The 12,921-nt window shown below is 69.5% G+C and carries 11 protein-coding genes; 6 read left to right on the forward strand and 5 right to left on the reverse strand.

All coding sequences use genetic code 11. The features are described from left to right. On the forward strand, nt 1–299 hold a 299-nt coding region (locus tag AB4Z09_RS05075), incomplete at its 5' end, for a hypothetical protein (protein WP_442239298.1). A 71-nt stretch (nt 300–370) separates the two neighbouring features. On the opposite strand, the gene AB4Z09_RS05080 is transcribed toward AB4Z09_RS05075, so the two are convergent. From AB4Z09_RS05080 to AB4Z09_RS05090, 3 genes are all read right to left on the reverse strand, one after another. Further along, complete coding sequence (locus tag AB4Z09_RS05080) at nt 371–2,476, reverse strand: 3-hydroxyacyl-CoA dehydrogenase NAD-binding domain-containing protein (protein ID WP_442239299.1); 2,106 nt, start codon at nt 2,474–2,476, stop codon at nt 371–373. Then, nucleotides 2,477–3,703 carry a thiolase family protein gene (locus AB4Z09_RS05085; RefSeq protein WP_429516407.1) on the reverse strand — a complete coding sequence of 409 codons (1,227 nt, stop codon included), beginning with the start codon at nt 3,701–3,703 and terminating at the stop codon, nt 2,477–2,479. A gap of 120 nt (nt 3,704–3,823) precedes the next feature. Next, nucleotides 3,824–5,056 (reverse strand): HRDC domain-containing protein, encoded by a 1,233-nt coding sequence (locus tag AB4Z09_RS05090; RefSeq protein ID WP_442239300.1) that lies wholly within the window; start codon nt 5,054–5,056, stop codon nt 3,824–3,826. A 266-nt stretch (nt 5,057–5,322) separates the two neighbouring features. Here AB4Z09_RS05090 and AB4Z09_RS05095 point away from each other — a divergent pair, with 266 nt between their 5' ends. Continuing rightward, complete coding sequence (locus AB4Z09_RS05095) at nt 5,323–6,174, forward strand: alpha/beta fold hydrolase (RefSeq protein ID WP_114724192.1); 852 nt, start codon at nt 5,323–5,325, stop codon at nt 6,172–6,174. On the opposite strand, the gene AB4Z09_RS05100 is transcribed toward AB4Z09_RS05095, so the two are convergent. Then, nucleotides 6,119–7,546: a WS/DGAT/MGAT family O-acyltransferase gene (locus AB4Z09_RS05100; RefSeq protein WP_174909832.1), complete on the reverse strand. Its 1,428-nt coding sequence runs from the start codon at nt 7,544–7,546 to the stop codon at nt 6,119–6,121. The two genes, AB4Z09_RS05095 and AB4Z09_RS05100, sit on opposite strands and share 56 nt — an antisense overlap. Nucleotides 7,547–7,648: 102 nt before the next feature. Between AB4Z09_RS05100 and AB4Z09_RS05105 the strand changes: the two genes are divergently transcribed. Then, complete coding sequence (locus AB4Z09_RS05105) at nt 7,649–8,929, forward strand: alpha/beta hydrolase (RefSeq protein ID WP_258558162.1); 1,281 nt, start codon at nt 7,649–7,651, stop codon at nt 8,927–8,929. A gap of 45 nt (nt 8,930–8,974) precedes the next feature. Here AB4Z09_RS05105 and AB4Z09_RS05110 read toward each other — a convergent pair whose 3' ends face one another. Further along, complete coding sequence (locus AB4Z09_RS05110; RefSeq protein ID WP_114724190.1) at nt 8,975–9,562, reverse strand: DUF3000 domain-containing protein; 588 nt, start codon at nt 9,560–9,562, stop codon at nt 8,975–8,977. A gap of 118 nt (nt 9,563–9,680) precedes the next feature. On the opposite strand from AB4Z09_RS05110, the gene hemE reads away from it, so the two are divergent. The 3 genes from hemE to hemQ are packed head-to-tail and all read left to right on the forward strand — an operon-like array spanning nt 9,681 to nt 12,810. Then, on the forward strand, nt 9,681–10,748 hold the full coding sequence (gene hemE, locus AB4Z09_RS05115; protein WP_174909834.1) for a uroporphyrinogen decarboxylase: 1,068 nt from the start codon (nt 9,681–9,683) through the stop codon (nt 10,746–10,748). Then, on the forward strand, nt 10,745–12,109 hold the full coding sequence (locus tag AB4Z09_RS05120; RefSeq protein WP_429516405.1) for a protoporphyrinogen oxidase: 1,365 nt from the start codon (nt 10,745–10,747) through the stop codon (nt 12,107–12,109). Before hemE ends, AB4Z09_RS05120 begins: the two co-directional genes overlap by 4 nt. Before the next feature lie 5 nt (nt 12,110–12,114). Continuing rightward, entirely contained in the window at nt 12,115–12,810 is a 696-nt protein-coding gene (gene hemQ / locus AB4Z09_RS05125) for a hydrogen peroxide-dependent heme synthase (protein ID WP_114724213.1), read from the forward strand. Nucleotides 12,811–12,921 lie beyond the last annotated feature (111 nt).

Consider the following 12,921-nt stretch of genomic DNA (forward strand, 5'->3'; position numbering starts at 1 on the left):
TGATGATGAAGTACATCGCGTACGGCATGATCTCGGCGCTCGTCATCGACGCGACCCTGATCCGCATGTTCCTGGTGCCGGCGGTGATGAAGCTGCTCGGCGACGACTGCTGGTGGGCGCCTGCCTGGATGAAGCGCATCCAGGAGAAGGTCGGGCTGGGCGAACCGATCCTCGACAGCGAACTGGCCCGGGGCGACGTGCGCGATCTCGCGGATCCGGATACCTCCGTCGTTCCGGAGTCGTCGGAGCCGGAAACGATCCCGGCACGGGAGTCGCTTCCGGAGGATGCGATCTCCTGACCGGTACCCCGTCGATGCGAAGAGGAGCGCGCCCCAATCTCGGGGACGCGCTCCTCTCGTGACGGGTCGGGCTAGACGCTCGCGACACCCTTGGCCAGGAACGTCCTGCCGTTCGCGGCCTCCGACGTTCCGGTCCGGTCCAGGTACGGCGTGATGCCACCGTTCCAGAAGCCGAAGCCGCCGCCCAGGATCAGGCACAGGTCGATGTCCTCGGGACCGGCGACGACGCCCTCCTCGAGCATGATCCGGATCTCCTCGGCGAACGCGCGACGCGTGCGCTCGAGCACCTCGTCCGACGTGGACGGCTTGTCGCCCTGCTGCCACAGCGCCGCGACCTCGGGGTCGACGACCTGGCCCTTGTCGGTCCAGGACCACACGCCGGGCTTGCGGGCCTCGACGATGGCCTCGAGTCCGGGGGACGGCTTGAAGCGCTCCGGGTAGGCCGCGTTGAGGGTCTCGCCGGTGTGCAGTGCGATGGCCGGGCCGACGAGCGCGAGCAGCGTGAACGGCGTCATCGGCATGCCGAGTTCGGCGATCGCATTGTCGGCGACGTCGAACGGGGTGCCCTCGTCGACCGCGTTCATGACCTCGCCGAGCGCGCGGATCAGCAGGCGGTTGAAGACGAAGCCCGGCAGGTCGGCGGATCCGACGGCCGACTTCTTGAGCGCCTTGGCGGTGGCGAACGCCGTTGCGAGGGTGGCATCGTCGGTCTGCTCACCCTTGATGACCTCGAGCAGCGGCAGCACCGCGACCGGGTTGAAGAAGTGGAAGCCGACCACGCGCTCGGGATGCTTCAGGTCGGCAGCCATCTCCGTGATCGACAGCGACGAGGTGTTGGTCGCCAGGACCGTCTCGGGGGAGATGTGCTCCTCGAGTTCGGCGAACACCTTCTTCTTGACGTCCATGTTCTCGAAGACGGCCTCGATGACGAAGTCGGTCTTCGCGAACGCGGCCTTGTCGAGCGAGCCGGTCACCAGCGCCTTGAGGCGGTTCGCGCCGTCCGGCGACAGCCGGCCCTTGGCCAGCAGCTTGTCGATCTCGCCGTGGACGTAGCCGACGCCCTTGTCGATGCGCTCCTGGTCGATGTCGGTGAGGATGACCGGCACCTTGAGCTGCTTGACGAACAGCATTGCCAGCTGGCTCGCCATCAGGCCGGCACCGACGATGCCGACACCGGTGACCTTGCGTGCCAACGACTTGTCGGGCGCTCCGGCGGGGCGCTTGGCGCGCTTGTTCACCAGGTCGAACGCGTACAGGCCGGCGCGCAACTCGTCGGTCATGAGCAGGTCGGCGAGGGCGTTGTCCTCGGCGGCGAACCCGGCGTCGAGGGACTTCGAGTCGGTGAGGTCGGTGGTGCGGGCCAGCTCGAGCAGTTCGACCGTGCGCACCGCGCCGGGCGCGTTGTTCTTGGTCTTGCCCTCGACGATCGCCTTGGCGCGGGCGATGGCCTCGTCCCAGCCGGCGCCGCGGTCGATCTCCGGTCGCGCGGGCGTGATGTCGCCGGCGAGGACCTGTGCGGCCCACGCGAGGGACTGCTCGATGAAGTCGGCGGACCCGAGTACGACGTCGGCGATGCCGAGCTCGAGGGCCTTCTTCGAGCCTATGACCTTGCCGTTGTTGAGCGGGTTCTCGACCGCGACGGTGACCGCATTCGACGGCCCGATCAGGTTGGGCAGCAACTGGGTTCCGCCCCAGCCGGGAACCAGGCCGAGCATCGCCTCGGGCAGCCCGAGCGCGCCGACGTTGTCGGCGAAGGTGCGGTAGTGGCAGTGCAGACCCACCTCGAGGCCGCCGCCGAGCGCGACGCCGTTCACGAACGCGAACGTCGGCACCGACGACTCGCGCAGACGACGGAACACACGGTGCCCCAGCTGGCCGAGCTCGACGCCCTGCTCGCGGGTGCTGATGCTCGGGACGCCCTTGAGATCCGCGCCGGCCGCGAAGATGAAGGGCTTGCCGGTGACGGCGATGGCGGCCGGGTTGGCGGCGAAGGCCTCGTCGAGCGCCTTGTCGAGCGCCAGCAGGCCCCGCGGGCCGAAGGAGTTCGGCTTGGTGTGGTCGAAGCCGTTGTCGAGGGTGACCAGTGCGACCGGACCCTCGATGCCGGGCACCGAGATCAGCTTGGTGTAGGCGTTCGTGACGACTTCGTCGGCGAAAGCGGATGCAATGTCGGTCATTTACTTGGCTCCCGCTTCGTCGGCTGCGTAGTCCTTGTGATTGGGGTTCTCCCAGATGACGGTGCCGCCCATGCCGAGGCCGATGCACATCGTAGTCAGGCCGTAGCGGACGTCCGGGTTCTGCGCGAACTGGCGCGAGAGCTGGGTCATCAGGCGGACGCCCGAGGAGGCCAGCGGGTGGCCGCATGCGATGGCACCGCCCCACTGGTTGACCCGCGGATCGTCGTCGGCGATACCGAAGTGCTCGAGGAAGGCGAGCACCTGCACGGCGAACGCCTCGTTGATCTCGAACAGACCGATGTCCTCGATCTTCATGCCGGTGCGGGCGAGCAGCTTCTCGGTCGCGGGGACGGGACCTATGCCCATGACGGCGGGGTCGACGCCCTGGAAGGCGAAGCCGACCATGCGCATGCCGACGGGCAGGCCCAGCTCGCGGGCGATGTCCTCACCGGCGAGGATCGCGGCGGTGGCGCCGTCGTTGAGGCCCGCCGCGTTACCGGCGGTGATGCGGCCGGCCGGCCGGAACGGGGTCTTGAGCTTGGCCAGGTCCTCGAGCGTCGTGCCCGGGCGCGGCGGCTCGTCCTCGGTGGCCAGGCCCCAGCCCGCCTCGGAACGGGTGGCGACCGGCACCAGGGTGTCGGCGATGAAACCAGCCTTCTTGGCGGCCTCGTACTTGTTCTGCGACGCGACGGCGTAGGCGTCGGTGCGTTCCTTGGTGATGCTCGGGAACCGGTCGTGCAGGTTCTCGGCGGTGTTGCCCATCACCAGTGCGCTCGGGTCGACCAGGCGGTCGGCGAGGAAGCGGGGGTTCGGGTCGGCGCCCTGCCCCATCGGGTGGCGGCCCATGTGCTCGACGCCGCCGGCGATCACGACGTCGTACTGGCCGAAGCCGATGCCCGACGCGGTGGTGGTGACGGCGGTCATCGCGCCGGCGCACATGCGGTCGATCGCGAAGCCCGGGACCGTCTCGGGTAGACCCGCGAGGATCGCGGACGTGCGGCCGATGGTCAGGCCCTGGTCGCCGGTCTGGGTGGTCGCGGCGATCGCCACCTCGTCGATCCGCGAAGGATCGAGCTGGGGGTTGCGGCGCAGCAGCTCACGGATGGCCTTGACGACCAGGTCGTCGGCCCGAGTTTCGGCGTAGATGCCCTTCGGGCCGGCCTTGCCGAACGGCGTGCGGATGCCGTCGACGAAGACGACGTTTCTCTGGGTAGCGGATGCAGCCACGCTGGATTCCTCCTGGCGGGAGTGGAGCGGTCACGCCGAGTCGAAGACCCGACACGCACCACTGTAGCGCTAATTACCCGCCGGTAACATACGGGGCGTAGCTGACCCCATCGACGCAGTTCAGGGCTGTGCCCGGACCGCTTCCGCGAGGATGGGCACGGTCAGTTCGCGCTGCCACGGACGCGCGCCGCCCACCGCGAGAGCCGCGTCGATCGCCGCCGACGGATCCGACTCGTCGACCGGCGGCTCCCAGCAGATCCGACGCACCAGGTCGGGGCTGAGCAGGTTCTCGACAGGCACCTGCACTCGCTCGCTGAGTTCGGTGATGCCGGCCTTGGCGGCGTTCAGGCGTGCGGCCGCCTCGGGGTCGCGCTTGGCCCATCGGCTGGGCGGCGGCGGCCCGGTGAAGGGCTGATTGATCGGGGGCAGTTCCGTCTGCGGCAGCGCACGGGCGCGCTCGAGAGCGGACAGCCACAGCCGTGACGACCGGCGCTGGCGCGGTCCGCCGAAGACGGGCAGGGCCCGTAGCGTCTCCATGCTCTTGGGATCGGCGCTCGCCGCGGCGACGATCGCCGAGTCCGGCAGGATGCGACTGGGGGAGATGTCGCGCTTGCGGGCCACCTCGTCGCGGGCGGTCCACAACTCGCGGACCGCGGCGAGTTGGCGGGGGCTCTTGAGGCTGTGGATCTGTGACGTTCGCCGCCACCGCTCCGGCTTGGGCTGCGGCGGTCCGGCGAGCCGGACGTGCTCGAACTCCTGCCTCGCCCATTCCGTCTTGTCCTGGGATGCAAGCTCTTTCGCCATGGCGTCCTGGAGCTCGAGGAGCACCTCGACGTCGAGGGCTGCGTAGTTGAGCCACGCGTCGGGCAGTGGACGCGACGACCAGTCGGCCGCCCCGTGACCCTTGCGGAGCTCGAGCCCGAGCGTGCGTTCGACGATCGCGGCCAGGCCCACGCGTTCGAAGCCGGCGAGCCGTCCGGCCAGTTCGGTGTCGAACAGTGCGGCCGGTTCGAGGCCGAGCTCGGCGAGACATGGCAGATCCTGGTCGGCGGAGTGCAGCACCCACTCGAGGTCGTTGATCGCGTCACGAAGTGGTGCCAGATCCTCCGACGTCGGAATCGGATCGAGCAGGAACGTGCCGGCGCCGGCACGCCGCAACTGCACCAGGTACGCGCGGGACGAGTAGCGGAATCCGGACGCGCGCTCCGCGTCGACGGCGAGGGGGCCGGCGCCCGCGGCGATGCGCTCGGCGGCGTCGCGGACGCCGTCGGCCGTCTCGATCACCGGCGGCACCCCGTCTGCCGGAACCAATAGTGGTACGGGGACGGGGGTGGGCTCGGTGGTATCTGGCATAGGGGGCAACTCTACGTGGCGAGGGCGCGATCTCACGTCGAGATCTGCGCGTCGCGCGGCGATTCTGCCAAAAAGTTGAACATGTGACCAAGACCACTCCGGCGGGTGACGGTGCCTGGTCGGCGCACCGACCGGCCCGTCGGTGCGCCCGGGCGGAATGTCGGAATCGCTCGCGGGCGGTGCGGCCCATGAGGTAGAACGAGTTTCAGTTTTGTCCGCTCGGCTTCTCCGGGCGGATCGAGGACACCTGATCGGAAGGCAGATCGATGCTCAACCTTGCGGCCGCCGTCGCTCCCGTCGGCGAGGTGCCGGCCGGGTCCATGGTGGAGTTACCGGGCCGGGGCAGCACCTACGTCATCGATACGGGTGCCACCCCGGAGAACCGTGGAAAGCCGACGCTGGTGCTGCTGCACGCGCTCGCGTGCACCGGCACGCTGACGTGGTACCCGGCCATCGCCAAGCTCGCGGCGAAGTCGCGGGTGGTGGTCCTCGATCAGCGTTGGCACGGGCGTGGCATCCGCTCGGAGCGATTCACGCTCGAGGACTGCGCCGACGACGTCGTCGCGCTCGCCGACACTCTGGAGCTCGACCGTGTCGTGCCGGTCGGGTACTCGATGGGTTCGTTGGTCTCGCAGCTCACGTGGAAGCGGCACCGCGACCGCGTCGCGGGTCTGGTGCTGTGCGCGGGCGCGGCGCACTTCAAGCGGAACTCGCGTGAACGGGTGGCGCTCGAATCGCTCAGTGCGGGGCTCGGTGCGCTCAAGCCGCGTCCCGGTCCGGTCCCGGTCGGCGGGCCGCGGTTCGGCGGAGATCGGGTGTGGGCGTACTCCCAGTTCCGGGAGACCAGTTACGGTGCGATCGGTCGGGCCACCGCCGAGATCGGCAAGTTCGATTCGACGGCGTGGGTCGGCGACATCGACGTCCCCACCGCCGTCGTGGTGCCCACGAAGGACCTGATCATCCCCCCGCGGCGCCAGCGCTGGCTCGCTCGCCAGATCGCCGGCGCCGCCACGTACGAGGTGGACTGCGGTCACTCGTCGTGCGTCATGAACGCCGGGCCGTTCACCGAGGGACTGCTGGCTGCTTCTTCTTCCGTGCTTGCGCGCGTGCGGCCTTGACGAGTTCGGCCAGGGCCGCCGGGAACGCGTCCGCCAGATCCCACAGGTGCGGCGCGAGTTCCTTGCAGGAGACCAGGCCCACGTCGAGTCGGCCCTCGAGCGACATCACCGTCACGTTGAGGCCGGCGCCGTGGAAGACCGGTCCGAGCGGATACATCTGCTTGATGCGCGCGCCCAGGAAGTAGAGCGGCATCGGCGGGCCGGGGACGTTCGAGACCACGAGGTTGTGCACCACGGGGTGACGCTCGGCCAGCTTCAGCTTGGAGTACACCCGCATCGCGCTGCCGAACGTGGCCGGCGCCGCGAACTGCGCCCAGTCCTGCAGCAGGGTCGCGCCCAGCGCCTCGTTGTGGTGGTCCTTGTTGATCGCGTTGTGCTCGGCGATGAAGTGCAGCCGCTCGACCGGATCGGCGATGTCGGTCCCGAGCTGGGTGAACATGACCGAGATCTGGTTGGTGCCCGGACGGTCCGACTTGTCGTGGACGGAGACCGGTACCGTCGCGACCAGTGAGCTGTCGGGGAGTTCGTTGCGGTCCTCGAGGTACTTGCGCAGCGCGCCGGCGCACATCGTCAGCACGACGTCGTTGACCTTGACGCCGAAAGCGTTCTTGACGAGCTTGACGTCGTCGAGGCTCAGTTCGTTGTACGCGATGGTCCGGCGTCCGGTGATCGCGCCGTTGAACGACGTGCGCGGCGCGGTGAACGGCGTCGGCATCGCCTCGCCCTTGCGGGCCCGCCCGATCCAGTTCGGCAGCAGCGACACGCTGTCCGGGAGCAGCTTCGCCATCTTCAATGGTCGCGTGGCGAACGACAGCAGGCCGTTGACGGCGATGTCGAGTGAGCTCGCGCGACCGGCTCCCTCGGGAAGCTGATCGAACTCGGGCCTGGGGGCGTCGGGCTCGAGCCCGCAGAGCTGTGACATGAGGTTGGAGCCGGTGACACCGTCGACGTTGGCGTGGTGCATCTTCGACATCACGGCTACCGAGCCGTCTTCGAGGCCCTCGATGACGAACATTTCCCACAGCGGGCGGGTGCGGTCCATGGGCTGGCTGGCGATCGAACTGCACATTTCCGAAAGCTCGTCACGGCCGCCCGGCGCGGGTACCGCGATCCGGTGGAAGTGGCGATCGATGTCGAAGTCGGTGTCGTCGACCCACACGGGGTGGTCCAGGTTGAAGCGCGTGTCCTTGAGCCGACGCTTGAAGCTCGGCATCGATTTGACGCGAACGGCCAACTCGTCTCGCAGCTTTGCGAAAGAATAGCCACCCGGGATGGTGGACCCGTCGAGAATGATGAGGCCACACACGTGAAGCATCTGGGTCGGGGTTTCGAGATAGAGGAAGCTGGCATCCAATCCACTGAGTCTCTCCATGCAGCTAACGGTAGAACCTGTTCCATTTTGACGTGGGCGTTGTGACAAACATCATGGTTAAATAGGTTTATGAGGATTGATAACAGGTTCCTGTTACGTCAGGTGGCAAATACTGCGCTGACGGCCAACGCGCTGCGACCGGTGCCGGGGATGCCGATGTCGGTGCCGACGTTCCTGTCCGGATGGCTGACCACGGAACTCGCTCCTCAGTTGCTTGCTGCGACCGCGGCCGATGCTGCTGTCCACGTCGCCCGCCACGGCGTCCGGAGTCGCGGCGACGCCGTCGGACTCGCCGCCGCCGGGGCTTCGATCGCGGGACTCGCAGCCGTGATCGCGACCGGACGTGGGGCGCGGGCCGAGGTGGAGTCGGCGCTCGAATCGGCGTTGGGACCCGACTATCGATCGGTGGGCGGCGCGGCGCGTCCGGTCCCGCAGACGCCGTGGCGGCAGTTGGCGTTCCCGTTCCGGATGCGCCGGGACGACGTCGTGCGGGTGAAGAACCTGGACTATGCGCCCGGCGGTCGACGATTCCGGATCGACATCTACCACCGCCGGGACACTCCGGCGAATGCGCCTGTCCTGCTGCAGATCCACGGTGGCGGGTGGGTCATCGGCACCAAGGATCATCAGGGCATCCCGCTGATGCTGGAGATGGCGTCGCGTGGGTGGGTGTGCGCCGCGATCAACTATCCGCTGTCGCCGAAGGCGGTGTGGCCGGAGCACCTCATCGCCATCAAGCGGGCGGTCTCGTGGTTGCGCGGCAATGTCGCCCGGTTCGGCGGGGATCCCGATTTCATCGCTGTCACCGGCGGTTCGGCCGGCGGCCACTTGGCAGCGATGTTGGCGTTGACGGGTGGCGACGCCGGCCTGCAACCCGGTTTCGAGGATGCGGACACCTCGGTCCAGGCGTGCGCCCCGCACTACGGCGTGTACGACTTCGCGGGGGAGACGGGGATCAAGGCGACGCGTCAGCGGGTCGAATCCGCGCTCTCACCGATGGTGCTGGGCAAGAAGGCGCAGTTCCCGCGGGACTACCTCGCGGCGTCGCCGCGTGCGCACCTGCGCGAGGATGCGCCCCCGTTCTTCGTGGTGCACGGGACCAGCGACTCGTTCATTCCCGTCGCCGAGGCCCGCGAGTTCGTCGATCGTCTGCGTGAGGTGTCGGCGAATCCGGTGGCGTACGCCGAGCTGCGGGGCGCCCAGCACGCGTTCGACATCTTCCCGTCCATCCGGAGTTTCCGGGTGGCGCAGGGTGTCGCCGACTTTTTCGACTGGGCGCACGCCCGCCGGCTGTCGGCGGGCGTCCCGGGGCATGCCGGCACCCGAGCCGGCGCAGCGGACACCGTGGATGCGGACGATGTGGACGAGGAAGGGACGGGTTAGCGGATGGAGCGGCGTCGAGGTGTAGCGATCGGTGGCCGCTGCGGCTCAGGGCCGCCGACCCAGCCTCGCGATTCCGGCCGGCGGCAGGCCGGCGGCGTAGGCGAGGACCTCGCAGAAGGCCTCGACGTGGGAGGCCAGGGCGGTGGATGTCGCCGTCCACGACGCCCGGAGCTCGAGTTGATGGGCCCGCGGTGGCCCCGCGATGTCGCCGTAGCGCACCGAGCTGGTCGCCGTCACCGTGCCACCGAGCGCGACCACCTCGTCGGCCCGCTCGTCGAGGGCGTCGACCAGCCAGCTCCACGCGACCTCGGGGAGGAGGGGATCGGCGGCGAGGGCCGGCTCGAGGTCGGCCTGGATGTAGGCGACCAGCCGCATGGTGCCGTTCCACGCCTCGTCGCCGTCGGGATCGTGAAGCAGGATCAGCCGTCCGAATGCGTCCCCTTCGGACTGCTCCGCGACGGCCGCGTCGTCGGGGTGGCGGACCTCCGCGCCGATCGCGTAGCTGAACGGCGCGAGGCGCTGCGGGGGACGGATCGGGCCGAGCTCGATATCCGGGTGAACCTCGGCCGAGTTCATCGCGTCGACAGCGGCGCGGAACTGGGCGGGTTCGTTGGGTAATCCCGGGGTCGTCACACCAGCGGACGTTAGACGCCGCACCTGGTAGGGCGTCGGAGGCGCGCCGATTCCGCCCCGGCGCCGGGCCATGGCAGCATGGAGCCCGATGAGCGGCTTGGAAGATACGAATGCAGGTATGACCGGGCGTGCCGAGTACCCGTCTCGACGGGTCCTGGGCGACGCACCGTTGTTGGCGGCGGCCACCGGCCGTCCGGTGAAGCATCGACCCGTGTGGTTCATGCGTCAGGCCGGACGCTCGTTGCCGGAGTACCGGGAGATCCGGGCGGGAATCGGGATGCTCGAGTCCTGCTTCGATCCCGAGTTGGTCTGCGAGATCACGATGCAGCCCGTGCGGCGGCACAAGGTCGACGCGGCGATCCTGTTCTCCGACATCGTCGTTCCGCTGAAGGCTGCGGGCATCGACCTCGACATCGTGGCCGGTGTCGGACCCGTCGTCGCGAACCCCGTGCGGACCACCGCCGACGTCGCGGCGCTGCCCCGCCTGGTTCCCGACGAGGTCGGCGCCGTGTCGCAGGCTGTCCGGCTGCTCACCGCCGAGCTCGGCGAGACGCCGCTGATCGGTTTCGCCGGTGCCCCGTTCACGCTCGCGTCGTACCTGGTCGAGGGCGGCCCGAGTCGCAACCACGAGCGCACCAAGGCGCTCATGCACGCCGATCCCAAGACCTGGCACGCGCTCCTCGGCACCATCACCGACACCACCATCGCGTTCCTGCAGGCGCAGCTGCATGCCGGCGTCGACGCGGTCCAGTTGTTCGATTCGTGGGCGGGCGCGCTGTCGCTGGCCGAGTACCGCGAGTTCGTGCTGCCGCACTCGGAGCGGGTGTTCGCCGAGGTCGAGTCGGCCCAGGTGCCGCGCATCCACTTCGGTGTCGGCACCGGTGAACTCCTCGGTGCGATGGGCGAAGCCGGCGCCGACGTCGTCGGCGTCGACTGGCGGATCCCGCTGGACGTCGCCGCCCGCCGCGTCGGGCCAGGCAAGGGGCTGCAGGGCAACCTCGATCCCGCCGTCCTGTTCGCGGGCTGGCCCGCGATCGAGAAGCAGGTGCGGCGCATCGCCGCGGAGGCGGACGCCGCGATCGCGGCCGGCGCCACCGGGCACATCTTCAACCTCGGCCACGGCGTGCTGCCGGAGACCGATCCGGCCGTGCTCACCGACGTCGTGGAGCTGGTGCATTCGTTGTGACCGGTCGGCGCGTCTCGGTAGCGGTCGTCGGTGGCGGCGTCACCGGGCTCGTCGCGGCCTATCGGCTGCGGCAGCGGCTCGGTGACGGCGCCCGGATCACCGTCGTCGAGGCGGGCTCACGGACCGGTGGCAAGCTGCGGACCGTCGATCTCGCGGGCGATCCCGTCGACGTGGGCGCCGAGGCGTTCATCGCGCGCCGCCCGGAGGTTGCGGACCTCATCGTCGAGCTGGGCCTGCAGGACCAGTTGGTCCATCCGGCGGGACGATCGCCACTGATCTGGTCGCAGGGCTCGCTCCACCCGTTGCCCTCACGGACGCTGATGGGCATCCCGTCGGATCCGCAGTCGATGGCCGGACTTGTCGACGCGGACACCCTCGCGCGCATCGTCGCCGAGCCGACCGTGCCGTTCGAGTGGGATCCGGCGGCCGATGTGGACGTCGCGACCCTGGTCGGCGGCCGTTTCGGTGAGCAGGTGGTGCGCCGGTCGGTCGATCCGCTCCTCGGTGGCGTCTATTCGGGGTTGTCGGACTCGATCGGGGTCCGGGCCGCGCTGCCGACGCTGGCCGCCGCGCTCGACTCGGGTGCCCCGAGCCTGTCCGCGGCCGTGCGGGCGGCGCTGCCGACACCGTCCCCGGGGCCGGTGTTCGGCGCCCTGCGCGACGGCTACGGCGTCCTGCTCGCCGCGCTGCGCGACGCCGCCGCACCCGAGATGGTCCTGGACGCGTCCGCGACCGGCCTGCGCCGGGACGAGGACGGCTGGTGGATCGATCCCCTCGGCCACGTCGACGGGATCGTGCTCGCGGTGCCGGCGCCGCAGATGGTCGGCCTGGTCGCCGACGCCGCACCCCTGCTGGCCGAGGCGGCCCGCGGCATCGAACTCGCATCCTCCGCGGTCGTCGCGCTTGCCCTGCCCACCGACGCCGGTGTCCCGGAGAACTCCGGGGTCCTCGTCGCGACGGGGGAGTCGTTGGGCGCGAAGGCGTTCACGCTGTCGAGCCGCAAGTGGCCGCACCTGGCCGACCGGGACGTCACGCTGGTGCGGGCGTCGTACGGACGGTTCGGGGACGCCGCCGTCGTCGATTCCACCGACGAGCAGTTGATCGCGAAGGCCCGCGCCGATCTGGAGACCGTCACGGGCGTGCGCGCCGACCCGGTCGACGCGATCGTCGCGCGCTGGCACGGCGGGCTGCCGCAGTATGCACCCGGTCACCTGGATCGGGTGGCCGCGATCGAGGCCGCCGCGGCCGACGTGGACGGGCTCGAGATCGCGGGTGCGTACCTGCACGGAGTCGGCGTCCCGGCATGCGTGGCGTCCGCGACGACGGCGGCGACACGGCTCGCGGCCCGAGTGGCAGGATGAGCGGCATGGCACGCCTCGATTTCGACAAGCTCAATTCCACCCTTCGCTACGCGATGTTCTCCGTCTTCCAGGTGCAGCCCGGCGTCCTCGGTGACGACCGCGCCGCAGCCGTGAAGCAGGCGCAGGCGTTCTTCGACTCGTTCGAGGACACCGACGTCGTCGTGCGCGGCATCTACGACGTCGCCGGCGTCCGCGCCGACGCCGACTTCATGATCTGGACGCACGCGGAGCGCCTCGAGGATCTGCAGAAGCTGTACAAGGACTTCCGCCGCACCACCGACCTCGGCCAGGTGAGCGACCCGGTGTGGTCCAACGTCGCGCTGCACCGTCCCGCCGAGTTCAACAAGAGCCACGTTCCGGCCTTCATCGCCGGCGAGGATGCGGGCGACTACATCTGCGTGTACCCGTTCGTCCGCTCGTACGAGTGGTACCTGCTGCCCGACGCCGACCGTCGCAAGATGCTCGCCGATCACGGCATGGCCGGCCGCACCTACCCGGATGTCCGCGCCAACACGATCCCGGCGTTCGCGCTCGGCGACTACGAGTGGATCCTCGCGTTCGAGGCCCCGGAGCTGGACCGCATCGTCGACCTGATGCGCGACCTGCGCGCTACCGAGGCCCGCATGCACGTGCGTGAGGAGACCCCGTTCTTCACCGGTCCGCGGGTCACCGTCGAGCAGCTGGTCAACTCGCTGCCCTGACCCGATACGACCACACCCCGCACCCGACAGGTGGCGGGGTGTTTCGTGTGTACCGCGGCGCGAGGTGGCTCGGCCCTCGTATCCTGAGCACATCAGCGGGCCCACGAGAGG

The sequence above is a fragment of the Rhodococcus sp. TAF43 genome (assembly GCF_052113525.1).
Classification (GTDB): Bacteria; Actinomycetota; Actinomycetes; order Mycobacteriales; family Mycobacteriaceae; genus Prescottella.

What these genes read in the sequence shown, in the direction of transcription:
- AB4Z09_RS05080 (WP_442239299.1), bottom strand. Translation starts at nt 2,476, where the DNA reads ATGACCGACATTGCATCCGCTTTCGCCGACGAAGTCGTCACGAACGCC.
- AB4Z09_RS05090 (WP_442239300.1), bottom strand. Translation starts at nt 5,056, where the DNA reads ATGCCAGATACCACCGAGCCCACCCCCGTCCCCGTACCACTATTGGTT.
- AB4Z09_RS05095 (WP_114724192.1), top strand. Translation starts at nt 5,323, where the DNA reads ATGCTCAACCTTGCGGCCGCCGTCGCTCCCGTCGGCGAGGTGCCGGCC.
- AB4Z09_RS05100 (WP_174909832.1), bottom strand. Translation starts at nt 7,546, where the DNA reads ATGGAGAGACTCAGTGGATTGGATGCCAGCTTCCTCTATCTCGAAACC.
- hemE (WP_174909834.1), top strand. Translation starts at nt 9,681, where the DNA reads ATGACCGGGCGTGCCGAGTACCCGTCTCGACGGGTCCTGGGCGACGCA.
- hemQ (WP_114724213.1), top strand. Translation starts at nt 12,115, where the DNA reads ATGGCACGCCTCGATTTCGACAAGCTCAATTCCACCCTTCGCTACGCG.